This is a genomic window from Streptomyces sp. NPDC104307 (genome assembly GCF_055584045.1).
The window spans coordinates 26,941-49,349 of record NZ_JBVJMU010000001.1 but is presented as its reverse complement, the minus strand read 5'-3'; the positions used below and the strand labels follow the sequence as shown (position 1 = coordinate 49,349).

Genomic DNA, 22,409 nt, shown 5'->3' with positions numbered 1-22,409 from the left:
AGCGGCAATCATTCACGTCCGGCTCATGAGCGATCATGTTGCCTTTATTCGGCTCTCGTGAATCATTGATGGACTGCCTCGCGGATCGTCCTCGATACGTGAAGTCGGTGGAGTGTCTGTCGATCCATCGGGTCGGCAGGGGTGCCACGGTGCTGATGCCATGGGTTCGGCGACGCTTCTCTGTGATTTCATCTGCCCGCAGTCGACCAAAGGCGAGGCGCCGGCGCGGGCGGTTTTGTCGCGCTCTTTTTCGTCCCCCGTAAAATCTCTCCCCAAAGGTGTGATCCGGCATGCGCGAAAACAACTCCGACTCCTCGGAATCTGTTCCCGAAGATTTGTTCGGGATGACCGTGGCTCAACAAGGGGTCTGGTACGGGCAACTGGTCGATCCGCAGAGCCCGAAATACAACATCGGGGAATGCGTCGAGGTCCGGGGCGGCCTTGACGAGGTGTTATTCGCTTCCGCGCTCGACCGGGCCGCCGCACTGTGCGACAGCCTCAACACCGTGTTCGTCACCGAGGACGGCGCGGTCCGCCAGCGTGTCGTCCGCCGCTCCCCGGACGGGACCAGCCTGCTCCGCCGGATCGACCTGTCCGGCGCAGAGGACCCCATCGGCGCGGTCGAACGCTACCTGGCCGACGACATGGCCGCCGTCGACACGATCGAGGCCCCGTCCCACCACTTCGCCCTGCTCCACGTCAGCGACCGACTGCACTACTGGTACGTGAGGTTCCACCACATAGCCGTCGACGGCCTCGGCGGCTCCGTCTTCACCCGCACCGTGGCCGACCTCTACGGGCGCGCGGTGCGGGGCGAGAACCTCGACACGGCCGAGGTGCCCGCCGCGTCCCTGCGCGATCTCGTCGCCGACGAGGAGGCCTACCGCGAATCGGACCGCTACGAGGCCGACCGCGCCTACTGGACCGGCCGATTCGCGGACCTGGTCGCCGATCGCGCCCCATCGGACACACCCGGCACCGCTGACACGCGCGGGCCGGGCGACGGAGCGGGCGCGCACGCCGGCCGGGCGCTCATCCGACGGCGCACCGACGCTCCGCCGCCGGCCGGCCCCGACGCACCGGAGGAGGTCCGGCTGCACACCGGCGAGGCGCTGCCCGTCGCCGTCCTCGACCGCCTGCGCACGATCGCCTCCGCCAACCGCACCACCTGGAGCGCCGTCCTGGTGAGCGCGGTCGCCGCTTACATCGGCCGGGCCACCGGAACACAGGACGTCACCGTGGGCCTCGCCTCCAACGGCCGTCACAGTGGACTCCGCCATATCGTCGGCATGACCTCCAACATCCTGCCGCTGCGCCTCACCGTCACCCCCGAGATGACGGTCGGCGCTCTCGTACGCGCCGTCGCCGCCGAGATGCGCGGCGCCCTGCGGCACCGCCGGTTCTCCCGCGAACAGCTGGCGCGGGAGCTGAACATGGCCGATGACGCGACCCGACTCACCGGTGTCGTCGTCAACATCATGGGCTACGACTACGACATGGACTTCGCCGGCAGCCCCGGCGCCTCCCGCGTGCTGTCCGTCGGACCGGCCGACGACGTGTCCTTCTTCATCTCGGAACGGGCCGACGACAAAGGCCCGTTGATCGGATTCGACGCAAGTCCGGAGCTCTACGGGCCGCAGGACGTGCGGCTGCTCCAGCACGCCGTCGTCTCCTTCCTGTCCGCTCTCGCGGACGCGGACCACGACCTCCCGCTGCGCGACCTGCCGCTCCTCGACGAGACCGCCACCGAGGCCCTCCGCGTACAAGGGCGTGGTGCCGCCATGCCGGCGGGGACCGTGACATCGAGCCTGCCGGAGGCGTTCGGTGCGCAGGCACGCCGGACGCCCGACGCCCCGGCCGTGGTGGACGGCGTCGTCACGCTCTCGTACCGGGAGCTGGCCGAAGCGGCGGAGGACCTCGCGGGTGCCCTGGCCGGCTGGGGCATCGGGGCCGAGGACGGCGTCGGCGTGCTCATCGGCCGCTCGGCGGCCGTGCTGTCCGCCACGCTCGGCGCGGTCCGCGCCGGAGCGGCGTACGTACCGATGGACGCGGCCTGGCCCGGCGAACGGCTCGACCGAGTCGGAGAAGCGGCCCGCGTACGCGCCCTGGTGGCCGACGAGGCGACGGCCCGGCAGCCCTGGGTACGGGAGCGGACAGCCGCCGGTCTGCCCCTGATCGTCCTCGACTCGCTCGGCGGCGTCCTGAGTGGCGCCCCGCCGCGGCCCGGACCGCTGCCGCGCCTGATCCGCGGTGACCGGCTCGCCTACGTGATGTTCACCTCCGGGTCCACCGGCCTCCCCAAGGGCGTCGGCGTCACCCACGCCGACGTCCTCGCGCTGGCCGCCGACAGCACCTGGACGGGCGGCGTGTCCGACGCGGTGCTGATGCACTCGGCGTACGTCTTCGACGCCTCCACCTTCGAGATCTGGGCGCCGCTCCTCAACGGCGGCCGGGTGGTCGTCGCACCCCCAGGCGTCCTGGAGGCACGGGTCCTCCACGACACGGTCGAGCGGCACCGCGTCACCGCGCTGTTCCTGACGACGGCCCTGTTCAACGTGATGGCCGAGGCGGACCCGGCCGCGTTCGCCGGGCTCCGCGTGGTCGCCACCGGCGGTGAGGCGGCGACGCCGGGCCTGATGCAGCGGGTCGCCGCCGCGACGCCCGGCACCCGCATCCTGCACGTCTACGGCCCCACGGAGACCACGACCTTCGCCACCCGCCATCCGGTGGTTCCCGGTACCACGGGCGTGCCGCCCATCGGCCGGGCCCTCGACGGGATGCGCCTCTACGTCCTGGACGGCACCCTCGCCATGGTGCCGCCCGGCGTCGTGGGGGAGCTGTACGTCGGCGGACACGGCGTGGCCCGCGGCTACCTGGGCAACCCCGCGCTGACGGCCACCCGCTTCCTCGCCGACCCGCACGACGCGCCGGGCCGCCGGATGTACCGCACGGGCGACCTCGTGCGCTGGATCGCGAGCGGCGACATCGAGTACGTCGGGCGTGCGGACGGGCAGATCAAACTCCGAGGGTTCCGCATCGAGCCGGCCGAGACCGAGAACGTCCTGCTGGCCTCCCCGGACGTACGAGGCGCCTGCGTCGTGGTCCGTGAGGACATACCGGGCGACCGCCGGCTCGTCGCCTATGTCGTACCGGCTTCCGGTGCCCGGCCGGACGCATCCGCCCTGGCCCGCAGAGCGGGCCGCGCACTGCCCGCGTACATGGTGCCCTCCGCGTTCGTGACACTGGACGCACTGCCCCTGAACCCCAACGGCAAGGTAGACCGGCACGCTCTGCCCGCGCCCCGCGCCGTCACGTCAGGGGGCCGTGCCCCGCGCACCCCCTACGAGGAGGTCCTGGCCGGTCTCTTCGCCGACGTCCTCGGCGTGGCGGCGGTCGGGATCGACGACAACTTCTTCTCCCTGGGCGGCCACTCACTGCTCGCCACCCGTCTCACCGGCCGGGTGCGGACGGCACTGGGCGCCGAACTCGGCCTCGGCACCCTCTTCGACCATCCCACCGTCGCCTCCCTCGCCGCGGCCCTGGACATCACCGGTGCGACCCGGCCCGTCCTCTCCCCGCAGCCCCGTCCCGAAGCGGTGCCGCTGTCCTTCGCGCAGCAGCGCCTCTGGTTCCTCAACCGGTCGGAGGGCCCCGACAGCAGCTACAACGTCCCGCTCGTCCTCGAACTCGACGGCCCCCTGGACGCGGACGCCCTGCGCGGCGCCCTCGCGGACGTCGTCGCCCGGCACGAGAGCCTGCGCACGGTCTTCGCCGAGCACGACGGCGTCGCCCGCCAGGAAGTCCTGGACGCGGACGCCGCCGCCTCGCTCGTCCCCCTCGCCGTCGAACAGCCCAGGGCCGGGGAGAACGCCGACACCTGGGCCGAGGAGACGGTACGTCACCTGACCACCGCACCCTTCGACCTCGCGGGCGACACCGCGGTCCGTGCCCATCTGCTCCGCCCGGGACCCGACCACCACGTCCTCGTCCTCGTCCTGCACCACGTCGTCGCGGACGGCTGGTCCCTCGCTCCGCTCAGCCGTGACCTCGCGGCCGCCTACCGCGCCAGAATCGAGGGCACGGGCGCCCCCGACTGGGCTCCCCTGCGTGTGCAGTACGCCGACTACGCCCTCTGGCAGCGCCGGCTGCTCGGCGACGACAGCGACCCGGACAGCCTGGGTGCCCGACAGGCCGGCTTCTGGAAGGAGGCGCTGCACGGCGCCCCCGACCTGCTCGACCTGCCCCTCGACCGGCCCCGCCCGGCCGTGCCCAGCCATCGGGGCGACGCCGTCCCCTTCGAGCTGCCCGCCGCCGCGCACGCCGACCTCACCCGGCTCGCCCGCGCCGCCGGCTGCACGCCCTTCATGGTGCTCCAGGCAGCCCTGGCCGTGACGCTCCAGGCCCACGGCGCCGGTTCCGACATCCCGCTGGGCACCGCCGTGGCCGGACGCACCGACGAGGCACTGGACGACCTGGTCGGGTTCTTCGTCAACACCGTCGTCCTGCGCGCCGACCTCTCCGGCGACCCGACGTTCCACCAACTGCTCGACAGAGTCAAAGCGTTCGACATCGCCGCCCTCAGCCACGGCGACATCCCCTTCGAGCGGATCGTGGAGGCAGTCAACCCCGAGCGGTCCGGCGACCACCACCCCCTCTTCCAGACCATGCTGGTCCTCCAGAACCAGGAGCGCACGAGTCTCGAACTGCCGGGCGTCACCGTCCACGACCGCTCGCGGCACCGCGGGGGCAGCAAGTTCGACCTGACGTTCTCGCTCACCGAAGTGACGCGACCCGCCGAAGCATCCGGGAGCACCAGATCCGCAGAGGTCACCAGACCCGCCGGGACCGGCGGACAGGCCGGCCCACCGCGGAGCGCCGCCGTGAGCACCCCGCCCGGTGCCGCAGACGTCGGCGGAGGCATCCGCGGCTACCTGGAGTACGCGACCGACCTCTTCGACGCCGCCACCGCGCGCGCCCTGAGCACCCGGTTCGCCCACGTCCTCACCCGGGCCGTGACAGAGCCGGACCGGCCCATCAGCGACCTGGACCCGCTCACTCCCGCAGAACGGGACCGCCTCCTGGCGCAGGGACGCGGACTGGAGCGGCCCCTGCCCTCCCGTACCGTCACCGAAGCGATCCGGGAACGGGCCGCGCGTGAACCCGGCGCCGTCGCCGTGCGCGACGCGCACACGAGCCTGACCTACGCCGAGCTCGACGCACGCGCCGACACCCTCGCCCACCTCCTGCGGGAACGCGGCGCGGGCCGCGAGACCAGGGTGGCCATCGCGGCGCCGCCCTCCGTGGACACCGTCGTCGCCATGCTGGCCGTGCTGCGGGCCGGCGCCGCCTACCTGCCGGTCGACCCGCAGTACCCGGCCGCCCGCGTCCGCCACATGCTGGCGGACGCCCGCCCCGTCCTGCTGCTCGGCACCACGGACGTCCACGCGGAGCTGTCCGACTGCGACGTACCGTGGCTCGCCCTCGACACTCCGGTCACGGGCCGCGCCGGGCGCGTCCTGGACCCGCCCCACCCGGCGGACCCCGCGTACGTCATCTACACCTCCGGATCCACCGGCCGCCCGAAGGGCGTGGTCGTCTCGCACGCCGCACTGGCCAACCACATGGCCTGGATGGCCGGGCACCTCGCGATCACTCCGGACGACCGGGTGCTCGCCCGTACCTCCTCCAGCTTCGACGCCTCCGTGTGGGAGCTCTGGCTCCCGCTGATGAACGGCGCCGAAGTCTGCCTGCTGCCGGACGGGGCCAACACCGAACCCCGTGCCCTGGTCTCCTGGATGAGCCGATTCGACGTCACACTCGCCCAGTTCGTCCCCTCCCACCTGGCCCTCGTGCTCACCGAGGCGGCCCACGCCGCGCCGCTGCCCGGCCTGCGCGCCGTGCTGTGCGGCGGCGAACCACTGCCACGTGCCCTCGCCGCCGAGGCCGCCGAGCTGTGGCGGGCCGACGTGCACAACCTCTACGGGCCGACAGAGGCCACCATCGACGCCACCGCCCACCGGATCGACGTGCCGGGGGACGGAGGACACACGGAGTCCGGCACACCGTACGAGACCGTGCCGATCGGCCGCCCCGTCGACACCATGCGTGCCTACGTCCTCGACGGCCGGCTGCGGCCCGTCGCGCCGGGCGTCACCGGTGAGCTGTACCTGTCGGGTCCCAACCTCGCCCGCGGCTACCTCGACCGCCCCGGCCTGACCGCCGCGCGATTCGTCGCGGACCCGTTCGACGGGGCGGGCGCACGGATGTACCGGACGGGCGACCTCGTGCGGTGGAACCACCAAGGTCTGCTCGACTACGTCGCACGCGCGGACGACCAGGTCAAACTGCGGGGCTTCCGCATCGAACTGGGCGAGGTCGAGGCCGCACTGCTGGCGATCCCCACCGTCACCGCCGCCTGTGCCGTGATCCGCGAGGACACCCCGGGCGTGCGCCGCCTCGTCGCCTACGCCGTCACCGGCGACCCGGCCCAGCGCCCCGTCACCCTGCGCGACGCCCTCGCGGAGAGCCTGCCGCACTACATGGTGCCCGGCGCCGTCGTCATCCTGGACGACCTCCCGCTCCTGCCCAACGGCAAGGTGGACCGGCGCGCCCTGCCGGAGCCCCCGCGGGGCTCGGACCACACCGACGGAGCGGGGCGGCACACCCTCCAGGAAGGCCTGCTCGCCGGCATCTTCGCCGACGTTCTGCGACGGCCCCAGGTGGGTCCGCACGACAGCTTCTTCGAGCTGGGCGGGCATTCGCTCCTCGCCATGCGCGTCGTCAGCCGCGTCCGCGCCGTCCTCGGTGCGGAGATCGCCGTACGCACCCTCTTCGAGCACCCGACCGTCGCGGGCCTGGCCCGCGTCCTGGACACCCGGAGCCGGGCCCACCCGCCGGTCGCACCCGCGGCGCAGCGGCCCGATCCGCTGCCGCTGTCCTACGCGCAGCAGCGCCTGTGGTTCCTCAACCGGTTCGAAGGACCCGGCTCCGCCTACAACATCCCGCTCGTCCTCGAACTCGACGGGGCCCTGGACACCGACGCCCTGCGGGCCGCGCTCCGTGACGTCGTGGAGCGGCACGAGGCGCTGCGCACCCTGTTCCCCGAACGCGACGGCGTACCGCATCAGGTGGTTCTCCCCGCCGGGACCGCCACACCCCGGCTGCCTGTCCTGAGCACCGCACCTGCGGATCTGGAGGCCGCCGTCCTGGCCGCCGTGCGCGAACCGTTCGACGTCATCACGGACCCGCCGCTGCGCGCCCTCCTCCTGCGGTCCGCGCCCGGCCACCACGTCCTGGTGCTCGTCCTGCACCACATCGCGGGCGACGGCTGGTCCCTCGCCCCGCTGGCCCGGCACCTCGGCGAGGCCTACGCGGCCCGGCTCACGGGCCGGGAGCCCGGACCGGCGGCCGGCACCCCGCTCCAGTACGCCGACTACACCCTCTGGCAGCACGCCGCCCTGGGCGACGGGGTGGCACCGCAGAGCCTCCTGCGGCAGCAACTCGACCACTGGCACACCGCCCTCGCGGGCCTGCCCGGCCTCATCGACCTCCCGCTGGACCGGCCGCGCCCGGTCACCACAGACCCCGCGGGAGCCGTCCACACCTTCGAGGTTCCGCCCGCCCTGCACGCCAGGCTCCTGCGCCTGGCACGGGAGTCGGGGAGCAGCCTCTTCATGGTGCTCCAGGCGGCGGTGGCCACCCTGCTGCACCGGCACGGCGCGGGCGACGACATCCCGCTCGGCTCGCCCGTCGCCGGCCGCACGGACGAGGCGCTGGAGGAGCTGGTCGGGTTCTTCGTCAACACGCTGGTCCTGCGCACGGACCTCTCCGGCAACCCGACCTTCCGCGAACTCCTGCTGCGGGTAAGGGAATTCGACCTGGCCGCCTACGCGCACCAGGACGTGCCCTTCGAGCGTCTCGTCGAGAGCGTGAACCCCGTCAGGGCGCGCAACCACCACCCGCTGTTCCAGACCATGCTGGTCCTGCAGAATCAGGAGACCGCCCTGCCCGGCCTGCCCGGTCTCACCGTCGAGAGCCGGCTCGTCCACAACGGGCTCAGCAAGTTCGACCTCACCTTCGCCTTCGACGAGGAGCGCGACGGAGACGGCCTCAGCGCCGGGATCGAGTACGCCACCGCCCTCTTCGACCGGTCCACCGTCGAAGCCCTCGCGGACCGCCTGGTCCGGCTCCTGGAGCAGGCGGCCGCCGACCCCGCCCTGCCCCTGACGGGCTACGACCTGATGACACCGGACGAGCACGCCCGCCTCACGCGCCGGGGGACCGGCGGAGCACTGCCGGCGCACACCGAGGACGCCACCCTGCCCGCGCTCTTCGCGGCCCAGGCCCACCGCGTACCGGACACCGTGGCCGTCACCGGCGACGGCGGCGCCCTCACCTACGCCGAACTCGACCTGGCCTCCACCGACCTGGCCCGCGCCCTGGCAGGCCTGGGCGTCCGCCCCGAGACCGGGATCGGCGTACTGCTCTCCCGGTCACCGGCGGTCGTGACGGTGTCTCTGGGCGCCGTCCGCGCGGCCGGCGCGTACGTCCCGCTGGACGCGCGCTGGCCCGCGGAGCGGCTGGAACAGGTGGCCGGGGTGGCCGACGTGCGGGTCCTCGTCGTCGACGAGAACGCCCTCGCCTCCCCCTGGGTGGCCGAGACCGCGCGCCGGATCCCGGTCGTGGTCGTGGACCGGCTCGGCCGTATCCTCCGCGGCGCGCCAGAGCAGCCGGGACACCCCGCCACCGTGCGGAGCCCCGGCGCCCTCGCCTACGTCATGTTCACCTCCGGCTCCACCGGTCTGCCCAAGGGAGTCGGAGTCACCCACGCCGACGTGGTGGCGCTCACAGCCGACTCCGCCTGGCAGGACGGCGCCGCCAACGCCGTCCTGATGCACTCGGCGTACGTCTTCGACGCCTCGACGTTCGAGATCTGGGCCCCGCTGCTGCACGGGGGAAGGATCGTCGTCGCACCGGACGGCGTCCTGGAGGCCCGCGCCCTCGGGGAGGCCGTGCAGGAGCACGGAGTGAGCGCGGTCTTCATGACGACAGCCCTGTTCAACATGATCGCAGAAACCGATCCGGGTGCCTTCACCGGCCTCCGGCTCGTCTGCGCCGGAGGAGAACTGGCCTCACCGGACGCGATGCAGCGGATCGCGGGCACCGCCGCCGGCACGCGCGTCCTCCATGTGTACGGACCCACAGAGACGACCACCTTCGCCACCCGCTACGACGTGGCGGCCGGCCTGCCGTCCGGCCCGCCACCCATCGGGCGCGCCCTGGACGGCATGCGGCTGTACGTCCTCGACAGCTCCCTGGGCCAGGTCCCGCCGGGCGTCACAGGTGAGCTGTACCTCGCCGGACGCGGCGTGGCACGCGGGTACACCGGACTCCCCGGACTGACCGCCACCCGGTTCGTCGCCGATCCGTTCGACGCGTCGGGCGGCCGCATGTACCGCACCGGCGACCTCGTCCGGTGGACCCGCGACGGACAGATCGCCTACGTCACCCGCGCCGACAGCCAGGTGAAGCTGCGCGGTTACCGCATCGAACTCGGTGAGATCGAGGGGGTGCTGGCGTGCTGCGAGGGCGTCGCGGACTCCTTCGCCGTCGTCCGCGAGGACACCCCGGGCGACCGGCGGCTCGTCGCGTACGTGGTGCCCGCGGGCGGGGCGCGTCCCGAACCCGCTGAACTCGCCCGAGCCGTCGGCCGGTCCCTGCCCGCCTACATGGTGCCCTCCGCGTTCGTCCCGCTGGAGGCCCTGCCGCTGACCGTCAACGGAAAGGTGGACCAAGGCGCCCTGCCCCGGCCCGCGCACCACGCACCGGTCCGAGGGCGCGCCGCCCGCACCGCGCGCGAGGAGATCCTCTGCGGACTCTTCGCCGATGTGCTCGGCCTCGAAGGGGCGGGCGCCGACGACGACTTCTTCGCCCTGGGCGGCCACTCCCTGCTCGCCACCCGACTGGCCGCGCGCATCCGCACCGCGCTCGCCGTCGAGGTCCAGGTCAGACACGTCTTCGAGCACCCCACACCGGCCGCGCTCGCGGCCACACTGGACGGCGCGGAAAAGGCCAGGAACCGGCTGGAGCGTGCTCCGCACCGCCCCGATCCGCTGCCGCTGTCCTTCGCCCAGCAGCGCCTGTGGTTCCTCAACCGGTTCGAGGGGCCCAGCGCCACGTACAACGTGCCGCTGGTGCTGCGCCTGGACGGCCCGCTCGACGCGGAGGCCCTGGAGAGCGCCCTCGCGGACGTCGTCGAACGCCACGAAAGCCTGCGCACCGTCTTTCCCGAGACCGACGGCGTGGCGCGGCAGCTGGTCCTCGACGCCAGTGGAGCCGACCTCGACCTCGGTCCCCGCGACACCGACCCCGCACACCTGGACGAGGTACTGACCGCAGAGGTCGCGCACACCTTCGACGTCGGCACCCAACTGCCCGTGCGGGCACGGCTGCTGCGGCTCGACACCGAATCCCACGTCCTCGTGCTGCTCGTCCACCACATCGCGGGTGACGGCTGGTCCCTCGCCCCGCTCGCCCGCGACCTCGGCCGCGCCTACCGGGCGCGGGCCGAGGGCGAGGAGCCGGCCTGGACGGAACTCGGCGTCCAGTACGCCGACTACACCCTGTGGCAGCGCGCGCTGCTCGGCGCAGAGGACGACCCGTCGAGCCAGGCCGCCCGCCAGCTGGACTTCTGGCGCACCGCACTCGCCGGAGCCCCCGACCTGCTCGACCTGCCGTGCGACCGCCCGCGCCCGGCCGTCACGGCGCACGGCGGAGACGCGTTCGCCTTCCCCGTCGACGCGGACACCCACCGGGCCCTCGCGGAACTCGCCCGGTCCCGGGGAAGCAGCCTCTTCATGGTGCTCCAGGCCGCGCTGTCCGTTCTGCTCTCCCGGCACGGCGCCGGAGACGACATCCCGCTCGGCACCGCCGTCGCCGGACGCACCGACGAGGCACTCGACGATCTGGTGGGCTTCTTCGTCAACACCCTCGTCCTGCGCACCGACCTGTCGGGAGACCCCACCTTCGCCGAAGTCATCGACCGGGTCAGGGAGTTCGACCTCGCCGCCTACGCCCACCAGGACGTGCCGTTCGAACGACTGGTGGATGCGCTCAGCCCGGTGCGGGCCCAGAACCACCACCCGCTGTTCCAGACCATGCTCGTCCTCCAGAACCAGGCGGACACCACCGTCGACCTGCCCGGTCTCACGGTGACCGGGCAGCCCGTGCACACCGGCATCAGTAAATTCGACCTGACCTTCACCTTCACCGAGACGCGCGACGGCGAGGGCCGCCCCGCAGGACTCGACGGCATCCTGGAGTTCTCCACCGAACTCTTCGTCCCCACCACCGCTCACGCCCTGGCCGCACGACTGAGCCGTCTCCTCACCGCACTCGCCGCCGACCCCGGACGGCGCGTCCACGCGGTCGAGGTCCTGGAGACGGCCGAGCGGCAGAGCCTGGAGCGGGCCGCACACGGCACCACCCGGCCCCTGGCCGCGCGCACCGCACCCGAGGCGTTCCGCGCACAGTCCGCCAGAACCCCTGCGGCGATCGCCGTGCGGGACGGCGCACACCGGCCCACCTTCAGCGAACTGGACGCGCTCTCCGACGACTTGGCCCACCATCTGCACGACCGGGGCATCGGCCGCGGCGACCTCGTCGCCCTCGCCCTGGAAGGCACACCCGACCAGGTCGTCGCCATGCTGGCGGTGGCCAAGGCCGGGGCCGCCTACCTGCCGGTCGACCTGGAGTATCCCGAGGCGCGGATCACGTACATGCTCGACGACGCCCGCCCGGCGCTGCTCCTCACCCACGGCACCGCACGCGCCGCGCGGTACGCCGCGTCCCTCCCGTGCCTCCCGCTGGACGACCGGGCAGCGTGGTCCACGGGGCGCGGGGCCCCGCCCGGCGCCGGACCGGCCCCGCTCGACGCGGCGTACGTCATCTACACCTCGGGCTCCACCGGCCGGCCCAAGGGCGTCGTCGTCACTCACGCGTCCCTGACCAACCACATGGCCTGGATGGCCGGCCACCTCGCGCTCACCGACGAGGACCGGGTCCTGGCACGCACCTCCCCGAGCTTCGACGCCTCGGTCTGGGAGACCTGGCTGCCGCTGCTGCACGGCGGCTCCACCTGCCCCGTGCCGCCCGCCGCCAACCACGACCCCACCGGACTGCTCGCCCGCATGCGCGACGCCGGGGTGACCCTCGCGCAGTTCGTGCCCTCGCACCTCTCGGTCGTCCTCACCGAGACCGGCCCGGAGGACGCGCCCGCGGCGCTGCGAGCCGTCCTGTGCGGAGGCGAACCCCTGCCCACCTCCCTGGCCGAGCGCGTCGGACAGGCCTGGCGGGTCGAGGTGCACAACCTCTACGGGCCCACAGAGACCACCATCGACGCCACCGCCCACCAGCACCGGAGCGAGGAAGCCGTCACCACGGCGGGCGTGCCGCTCGGCCGCCCCGTCGACAACACCCGCGCCTACGTCCTGGACGCCGGGCTCCGGCCCGTGCCGCCGGGCGTCACCGGAGAGCTCCACCTCGCGGGTGAAGGCCTCGCCCGCGGCTACCTGGGGCGCCCCGGCCTGACCGCCACCCGGTTCGTAGCCGATCCGTACGGCCCCGCCGGCAGCCGCATGTACCGCACGGGAGACCTCGTCAAACGGGACGCCGACGGCCTGCTCACCTACGTCTCGCGCGCCGATCACCAGGTCAAGCTGCACGGCTTCCGCATCGAGCTCGGCGAGATCGAGGCCGCGCTCACCGGACTCGACGGCATCGCCGCCGCCTGCGCCCTCGTCCGCGAGGACCGGCCGGGGGAGCGGCGCCTGGTCGCGTACACCGTTCCCGACCGGCGCGGTGACAGCGCGCGCCCCACGGACAGCGAACTGCGGACCCGGCTCACCTCCGCCCTGCCGCCCTACATGGTGCCCGCCGTCTTCGTCGCCCTCGACGCGCTGCCGCTCCTGCAGAACGGCAAGACCGACCGAAGGGAGCTGCCCGCCCCGGAGCGCCCCGCCGCCACCCGGCCGGGCGGGCAGCCGCGCACCGCGCCGGAACGCGTCCTGTGCGACGTCTTCGCCTCCGTCCTGCGCACCCCGGCCGTCCGCACGGACGACGACTTCTTCGCGCTCGGCGGTGACAGCATCCTCTCGATCCAGCTCGTCAGCCGGGTCCGGGAGGCCGGGTTCGGGGTCACACCCCGCGACGTCTTCGTCCACCGCACCCCAGAGGCCATCGCGGCCGCAGCCACCGCGCTCGACCAGGACACCACCGCACGGGCCGACCAGGGCACCGGCGAGATGCCGCCGACACCCATCGCCGCCTGGCTCCTGGAGCGGCCCGGCACCACGGACGGCTACAACCAGTCCGGAGTACTGAGCACACCCGCGGAAGCCGAGCAGGACACACTCGTCGCCGCCCTCCAACTCCTCATCGACCACCACGACATGCTCCGCCTGCGCATCACCCGCCCGGCCGGGGGCGAACCCCTCCTCGAAGCCCTGCCACCCGGCGCCGTCCCGGCCCGCCGCCGCTTCACCCGCGTAGACATCGAAGGCCTCGACGCCGAAGCCGCCCGCGCCGCCACCACAGCGGCCGGCGAACAGGTACGCAAACGGCTGCGGCCCGCCGAAGGAAACGTGGTCGAAGCCGTCTGGTGCGACGCCGGACCGCACGCCCGGGGGCGCCTGCTGCTCGTCGTGCACCACCTGGCCGTCGACGCCGTCTCCTGGCGCGTCCTCGCCGCAGACCTCGCCCGCGCCTGGCAGGCCGTCACCGAAGCCGGCACCCCGGGAGAGAGCCCTGCCACGGCCCTGCCCGCCGTCACCACGTCCTACCGAACCTGGGCGCACCTCCTCGCGTCCCAGGCGCGGAGCACCGAGCGGGAAGCCGAACTGCCCCTCTGGCAGGACGTACTGAGCACCCCCGACCCCCAACTCGGATACCGGCCGCTCGACCCCCACCTGGACACCGCCGACGGCACCCGCACCCTCGTCACCCACCTGCCCGCCACCTGGACACAGTCGCTGCTCACCACCGCCCCCGGCGCCTTCCACGCGGGAGTGGACGACATCCTGCTCACCGCCCTCGCCCTCGCCGTCCGCACCTGGCGGGCGGAACGGGACGCGGCCCCCGGCGCACCCCGGCCCACCGGCACCGGCGTCCTCATCGACCTGGAGAGCCACGGCCGCGAACAGATCGCCGACCACATCGACCTCTCCCGCACCGTCGGCTGGTTCACCAGCCTCTACCCCGTCCGGCTCGACCCCGGACCCGTCGACGCACGCGGACCAGGAGGCTTCGACACCGCACTGGTCGAACGCGCGGTCAAACGCGTCAAGGAACAGCTGCGGGCCGTGCCCGACCACGGCGTCGGCCACGGCATGCTGCGCCACCTCAACCCGGCGACCCGCCCCCGGCTGGCCGACGGTGCAGACCCCCAGATCGGCTTCAACTACCTCGGACGGTATGCCGCTTCACCCGGCACACCGGACGGCGGAGAGGGCGCCGACTGGGACGTACTGCTCGACGGCGGCGGGCCGCGCAGCCAGGACCCGGACATGCCCGTGCACCACGTCCTCGACATCAACGCGCACACCGAGGACCTGCCGGACGGCCCGCGACTCGTGACCCGCTGGACCTGGCCCAGTGACCTCCTCAAGGAGGAGGACGTGGGCGCCCTGACCGACGCTTTCACCCGGGCGCTGCGTGCCATCGCGGACCACGCCGAACGACCCGACGCGGGCGGCTACACACCGTCTGACCTTCCCCTGGTGTCGCTCAACCAGGCCCAGATCGACCGACTGCAGAACAAGTGGGGTGGACGCAAGTGACCGGTTTCCAGTTGGAGGACGTACTACCGCTGACGCCGCTTCAGGCAGGCATGCACTTCCACGCCTTGTACGACTCGCACGCCGTGGACGTCTACACCGCGCAGTTCGTCTTCGACCTCGAAGGCCCCGTCGGCGTCCCCGCGCTGCGCTCCGCCATCGGCAGCCTGCTGCGCAGGCACGCCAACCTGCGCGTCGGCTTCCTCCACGAGGGCCTCGACGAGCCCGTGCAGGCCGTAGCCGCCGAGGTGCCGGTGCCGCTGGAGGAACTCGACCTGACAGGCCCGAACGACAGGGGCACGACCGAGGAACGCCTCACCGCGTTCCTCGCCGCCGACCGCACCCGCCGCTTCGACCTGACCACCCCGCCCCTGCTGCGGTTCACCCTGGTGCGCACCGCTCCGCAGCGCCACCGCCTCGTCATGACGAGCCATCACATTCTGTTCGACGGCTGGTCGATGCCCCTGCTCGTACGGGAGCTCTTCGAGCTGTACGCGACCGGGGGCGACGACAGCACCCTGCCGCGCGTCACCCCCTACCGCACCTATCTCGGCTGGCTCGCCCGGCAGGACCGCGCGGCCGCGCTGGACGCCTGGGCCACCGCCCTGGCCGGGATCGAGGCGCCGACCCTGATCGCCGGACCCGGTCGCGTGGGCGCGCCGGACTCCGCCGAGCTGCCCGAAACCCTGGTGCTCGAACTGGACGCGGCCACGACGGACCGGCTCCGCGAGACCGCCCGCGCCCACCGCCTCACCCTCAACACCCTGGTACAGGGCGCCTGGGGCCTGCTGCTCGGACACCTCACCGGACGCCCCGACGTCGTGTTCGGCGCCACCGTGTCCGGCCGGCCGCCGGAGATCCCCGGCATCGAGTCGATGATCGGCCTGTTCATCAACACCGTGCCGGTACGACTGCGGCCCGAGCCCGGCGAGACCCTGGCCGCGCTCCTGACCCGGCTCCAGGAGGAACAGGGCCGGCTCCTCGGCAGCCAGCACGTGGGCCTGAGCGAGATCCGGGCCGTCACCGCACTGGACGAACTCTTCGACACCCTCACCGTGTTCGAGAACTACCCGATGGACGACGAGGCCCTGCGCACCGCACAGCGCGGACTGCCCGGTCTCGCCGTCACCGGGTTCAGCGGTACGGACGCCGCGCACTACCCGCTCACCCTCACCATCGCCCCGGGCGACACCCTGAGGATCACCTTCGGCTACCGGGCCGCCGTCCTGGACCACGACGACGTGGCCCGGACGGTCGCCCGCATGCGGCGCCTGCTGACGGCGATGGCACAAGGGCTCGACCGCCCCGCCGACGCCCTGCCCGTCCTCCTGGACGGTGAGCGCGAGACCCTGCTCTCCCAGGGGCGCGGCGCCGAACTGGCCACCGGATCAATCGATATGAGCATCCCGGACGCTGTCGCGAGGAACGCGGCCCGGCACCCGGACGCGGTGGCCGTGTCCGGCGCGGGCGAGCAGCTCACCTACCGCCGGCTCTGTGACCTCTCGGACGGTCTCGCCGGCGCCCTGACAGCGGCCGGGACCGGCGCGGAGGACGGCGTCGGCATCCTCGTGGCCCGCTCCGCCGCCACCGTCACCGCCTCCCTGGCCGCCCTGCGCGCGGGCGCCGCCTACGTGCCCCTCGACCCGCGCTGGCCGGTGGAACGGCTCCGCCAGGTCGCGGAGGTGGCCGCCGTGCGTGTCCTGATCGTCGACGAGAGCACCCGCACGCACCCCTGGGTACGAGAACTCGGCCCCGAAACAGCTGTGCTGAGCGTCGACGCCGCCGGCCGAGTCAGACAAGGGGACCTCGCCGGGCCGGGCGCTCTCCCCGCGGTCACGGGCGGAGCCCGGCTCGCGTACGTGATGTTCACCTCCGGCTCCACCGGCCTCCCCAAGGGCGTCGGCGTCACCCACGCCGACGTGACCGCCCTCGCCTCGCACCAGGCCTGGCAGGACGGCGCTGCCGACGCCGTCCTCCTGCACTCGGCGTACGTCTTCGACGCCTCCACCTTCGAGATCTGGGCCCCGCTCCTCAACGGGGGCCGCGTCGTCGTGGCACCCGAAGGCACGCTCCAGCCCGCCGTCCTCAGGGACCTCGTCACCCGGCACGGCCTGACGTCGGCGTTCCTGACCACGGCCCTGTTCAACGTCCTCGCGGAAGCGGACCCGGGCGCCCTGGGCCGACTGCCCATGGTCATCACCGGAGGCGAGGCCGCCGCACCCGGCATCCTGCAACGCGTCGCCGCCGCTCACCCCGGCACCACCGTCCTGCACGTCTACGGCCCCACCGAGACGACCACCTTCGCCACCATCCACCACGTCCGCCCCGGCGACGAACCCACCGGCGCCGCCCCGATCGGCCGGCCGCTCGACGGCGTGCGCGGCTACGTCCTGGACGCGGCGATGCGACCCGTCCCGGCAGGCGCGGAGGGCGAGCTGTACATCGCGGGCGCCGGAGTGGCGCGCGGCTATCTGGGCCGGCCCGGCCTCACCGCCACCCGATTCGTCGCCGACCCGTTCTCCGAAGCCGGGGAGCGCATGTACCGCACCGGCGACCTCGTACGCCGGGACGCCGAAGGCCTCCTCCACTACGTGGCCAGGTCCGACCAGCAGATCAAACTCCGCGGCCACCGCATCGAGCCCGCCGAGATCGAGACGGTGCTCCGCACCGATCCGTCGGTCCACGCCGCCTGCGTCCTGGTCCGCGAGGACCTGCCCGGCGACCGCACCCTCACCGCCTACGTCGTCCCCGCACCCGGGCGGCCCGCCCCGGACCCGGACCGGCTCGCCGCCCACGTCGGACACCACCTGCCCGCCTATATGGTGCCCTCCGTCATCCAGCCGGTCGACACGCTGCCGTTGACCCCCAACGGCAAGCTCGACCGCGCAGCCCTGTCCAGGCCCGACGGCCCGCCCGCCGCGCAGGGCCGCCCGCCGCGCAGCGCGATGGAAGAGATCCTCGCCGGTCTCTTCGCCGACGTGCTCGGCGTGGAGCGCGTCGGTATCGACGACAGCTTCTTCGCCCTGGGCGGCCACTCCCTGCTCGCCACCCGACTGGTGGGCCGGGTCCGCGCCACCCTCGACACCGAGACCGAGATCCGCACCCTCTTCGAGAACCCCACCGTCGCCGCACTCGCCACCGCCCTGGCGGAATCGGGCCGTCCGCCCCGCCCCGCCCTCACCCCGCAGGAACGTCCCGCCACGATTCCGCTCTCGTACGCCCAGCAGCGGCTGTGGTTCCTCCACCGGCTCGAAGGCCCCTCCGCCACGTACAACATCCCCTTCGCCGTACGCATCGGCGGACCGCTCGACACGGAGGCCCTGCGCCTGGCCCTGCACGACGTCGTCATCCGGCACGCCGCCCTGCGCACGGTCTTCCCCGAGGGCGACACCGGAGCGCACCAGCACATCATCGCTCCGGAAGACGTCCGGCTCCCGTTCGCCCAGGAGACGATCGACGAGGACAAGATCCGCCACAGGATCGCAGCCGCCACGGCAGAGCCGATCGACATCGAGCACCATCTCCCGCTCCAGGCGACCCTGTTGAGCCTGGCCGACGAAGCCCACGTCCTGGTGCTGGTGATCCACCACATCGCCGCCGACGGCTCCTCCCTCGCACCTCTCGTCCACGACCTCGGCGCCGCTTACCGGGCCCGGATCCGCGCCGAGCAACCCGCACTGCCCGCACTGCCCGTCGACTACGCCGACCACACCCTCTGGCAACGCGGCCTCCTGGGCGACGAGCACGACCCGGAAAGCGTCGTATCGCGCCAACTGGACTACTGGAAAATCGCGCTGGACGGCCTCCCGGAGATGATCGGGCTGCCCTGGGACCGGTCGCGCCCGGCCGTGCCCCGGCACACCGGAGCCACCTATGACTTCGCCGTCGCCCCCACCACCTCCAGGCAGATCGCGCAACTCGCCCGGACCAGCGGATGCAGCGCCTTCATGGTCCTCCAGGCCGCCCTGTCGACCGTACTGTCACGGCACGGCGCCGGCGACGACATCCCGCTCGGCACGGCAGTCGCCGGACGCACCGACGAAGCCGCCTCCGGCCTCGTCGGACTCTTCGTCAACACCCTCGTGCTGCGCACGGATCTGACAGGCGACCCGACGTTCCTCGAACTGCTCGACCGCGTGAAGGACTCCAACCTCTCCGCGTACGCACATCAGGACGTCCCCTTCGAGCGACTGGTCGAACTGCTCAACCCCACGCGTTCACAGAGCCACCACCCCCTCTTCCAGACCATGCTCGTCCTGCAGAACCACGCGCCCGCCGCCGCCATCGACCTGCCGGACCTGTCCGTGAGCGGCGTACCGGTCGTCGCCGGGGTCAGCAAGTTCGACCTCTCGTTCACCTTCACCGAGACGTACGACGAAAGCGGCGCCCCGGACGGCATGCGGGCCTCGGTCGACTACGCGACGGAACTCTTCGACGAGGCGACGGTCCACGGCCTCGCCGACCGGCTCGTCCTGCTGCTCGACGCCGTCACCGCGGACCCCGAGCGCCCCCTGCACACCTACGACGTACTCACCGCCGCCGAGCGTGCCCGCCTCACCGACTGGGGGACCGGGCCCGTCGAGCACCACACCGGGTCGACGGTCCCCGCACTCTTCGAGCAGTGGGTCCGGCGCACCCCCGACGCCCCGGCCGTGCGCGACGCCACGACCACCCTCACCTACGGCGAACTCGACGCCCGCGCCGAGACCCTCGCCCACCACCTCGCCGCACAGGGCATCGGCCCGGAGGACCGCGTCGCCGTCGCCCTGCCCCGCACCCACCACCTCGTGGTGGCCCTGCTCGCCGTCCTCAGGACCGGAGCGGCCTACGTACCGCTCGACCCCGACTACCCGGCCCAGCGCCTCTCGTACATGCTCGACGACGCCGCCCCGCGCCTGCTCCTCACCACTGCGGCCATCCACCGCCGCCTGCCCCCGGCCACCGTGCCGCACCTGTACGCCGACCAACTCGGCACCCGCGCCCCGGCGACCGCCCCCACCGGCACGGCTCCGCACCCGGCACATCCCGCGTACGTCATCTACACGTCCGGTTCCACCGGCCGGCCCAAGGGCGTCGTCGTCACGCACCGGGGCGTCGGCGCCATGGCACGGACCCAGAGCGACCGGCTGAACGTCACCCCGGGCAGCCGGGTCCTGCACATGGCGTCCGTCAGCTTCGACGCCGCGTTCTGGGAGCTGTGCATGGGGCTGCTCTCCGGAGCCTGCCTGGAGATCGACGAGCGCGACGCACTGCTGCCCGGCCCCACCCTGGCGGCGCTGGTCCGCGAGCGCTCCATCACCCACCTCACCCTGCCACCCGCCGCACTCGCCGTGATGCCGCCGGACTCGCTGCCGGCCGGCACCACCATGGTCCTCGCCGGTGAGGCGTGCCCGCCCGCCCTGGTGCACACCTGGGCGGGCGACCGGTTCCTCGTCAACGCCTACGGACCCACCGAGACCACCGTCTGCGCCACCATGAGCGGCCGCCAGCACGCGGACGGTCCACTGGCACCCGAGCGCACGGTGTCCATCGGAGCCCCGGTCGATGGCACCACGGTCCACGTCCTGGATGACCGGCTGGCACCCGTACCGCCCGGCGTAGTCGGTGAGCTGTACGTCTCCGGGGCGGGGGTCGCCCGCGGCTACCACGGCCGCGCCGCACTCACCGCCTCCCGGTTCCTGGCCAACCCGTTCGACCGCACCGGGGGCCGCATGTACCGCACGGGCGACCTGGTGCGCTGGACGGCGCAGGGGGAGCTCAGCTACGTCTCCCGGGTCGACGACCAGGTCAAACTCCGGGGCTTCCGCATCGAACTCGGTGAGATCGAGGCGGTCCTCGGCGCGATGCCCGGGGTGGCCGCGGCCTGCGCCGCCGTCCGTGAGGACCGGCCCGGTGACCGGCGCCTGGTCGTCTACACCGTGCCCGCGGACGGCACGCCGGGCCCGGACGAGGACGAGGTGCGCGCACACCTCGCGGCGAGCCTGCCCGACCACATGGTCCCGGCCGCCCACGTCAGCCTCGCAGCGCTGCCCGTCACCCCCAACGGGAAGACCGACCGGCGCGCACTGCCCGCCCCCGACCGTGCCGCTCCGGTGGGCGGCCGCCCACCGCGCACCGCCCGCGAACGCATCCTGTGCGAGGTGTTCGCGGAGACACTCGGCGTGCCGGAGGTGGGCGTCACGGACGACTTCTTCGCCCTGGGCGGCCACTCCCTGCTCGCCGTCACCCTGGCCCGGCGAATCGGGGAGCGATGCGGCCGGCGCCCCTCCTTGCGGGCCCTGTTCGCGGCGCCCACCGTCGAAGGGATCGACCGCCTGCTGGGGCGCACGACGGGGGAGGAGGACCAGGCGGACGCCGTCACGACGGACCTCGCCTCAGAGGTCCGGCTGTCCGAGGACATCTCGGGCGCCCGCCGGCCGGCCCCGGACCTCCTGCCCGCTCCGCGCAGCCCCCTGCGTCCGTCCACCCGGCCCCTGCTGACCGGTGCCTCCGGCTTCCTCGGCGCGTTCCTGCTGCGCGACCTCATCGAGACGACGGACGGGCCCGTCGACTGCCTCGTCAGGGCGCGGGACGGTCACAGCGCCGCCCACCGGCTGCGCGCCAACCTGGAGCGCTACGGCCTGTGGCGCCCCCGGTACGAGGACCTGATCCACGCTGTTCCGGGCGATCTCGCCGCCCCGGGCCTGGGCCTGTCGCCCGAGGACAGGACCGCCCTGGCCCGCCGCCTCGGCACCGTCCTGCACAACGGCGCGCGAGTCAACTTCGCCGCCGCGTACGGTGATCTGCGCGACGCGAATGTGGCCGGCACCGAAGAACTGCTGCGTCTGCTGGCCGACTCCGCCTCACCCGGAATGCACTACATCTCGACCACCGGCGTGTACGCCCCTGCCCCCGGCCCCGATCCCCTCACCATCACGGAGTCGACGCCGACGGGCCCCGCGCCCGAACTGCCCGACGGGTACGGACAGAGCAAGTGGGTCGCCGAAGGACTCGTCGGCCTGGCCCGCGAACGAGGCCTGCCGGTGACCGTCCACCGCCCCGGCCGGATCAGCGGCGACACCACCACCGGGGCCTGCCAGGACCGCGACCTGCTGTGGCAGCTCATCAAGGGCTGCCTCCAGGCCGGAGCGGTACCCGACCTGCCCCACGGTTCGACGGGCTGGGTACCCGTCGACTACGTCAGCGCCGCGGTCGTGGCCCTCGCCCTGTCCGGACCGGCCGGCGCGCAGACGTACCACCTCACCAACCCGGACGCGCCGGGCCTGGACCGCGTCTTCGAAGCGGCCGCCCGGCTCGGGCACGAGCTGCGAACCGTACCCGCGCCGCAGTGGCAGGCCCGCGTGGCCGCGCAGCCCGACAACGCCGCGCAGCTCTTCCTCGGCGACGAGGGCCGGAGCCGGCCGGAGGCCAAGGACCTCCGCCGCTTCGACTCCCGCCGGACAGCCGGAGCCGCGGCGGCATTGGGCATCCACCAGAAACCCCTCACCGACGAGATCCTGGTCCGCTACCTCACGTACTTCCACGGAACAGGCCACCTGCCCGCTCCGAAGGCACCGGCCCGTTCGTAGCGGACGGCCG

General features: G+C 73.3%; 2 protein-coding genes. Both read left to right on the top strand.

What is annotated here, in order from left to right:
* Positions 1-290 precede the first annotated feature (290 nt).
* A complete protein-coding gene (locus ACZ601_RS00115; protein WP_469531551.1) occupies positions 291-14,834 on the top strand; it encodes an amino acid adenylation domain-containing protein in 14,544 nt (4,847 codons plus the stop codon).
* Positions 14,831-22,399, top strand: coding sequence for an amino acid adenylation domain-containing protein (locus ACZ601_RS00110; protein WP_469531550.1), 7,569 nt, complete (start codon positions 14,831-14,833; stop codon positions 22,397-22,399). Before ACZ601_RS00115 ends, ACZ601_RS00110 begins: the two co-directional genes overlap by 4 nt.
* The last annotated feature ends 10 nt before the right edge of the window (positions 22,400-22,409 follow it).

Bases quoted from the DNA above. Each gene is read 5' to 3' on its own strand.
- ACZ601_RS00115 (WP_469531551.1), top strand. From the start codon at position 291: ATGCGCGAAAACAACTCCGACTCCTCGGAATCTGTTCCCGAAGATTTG.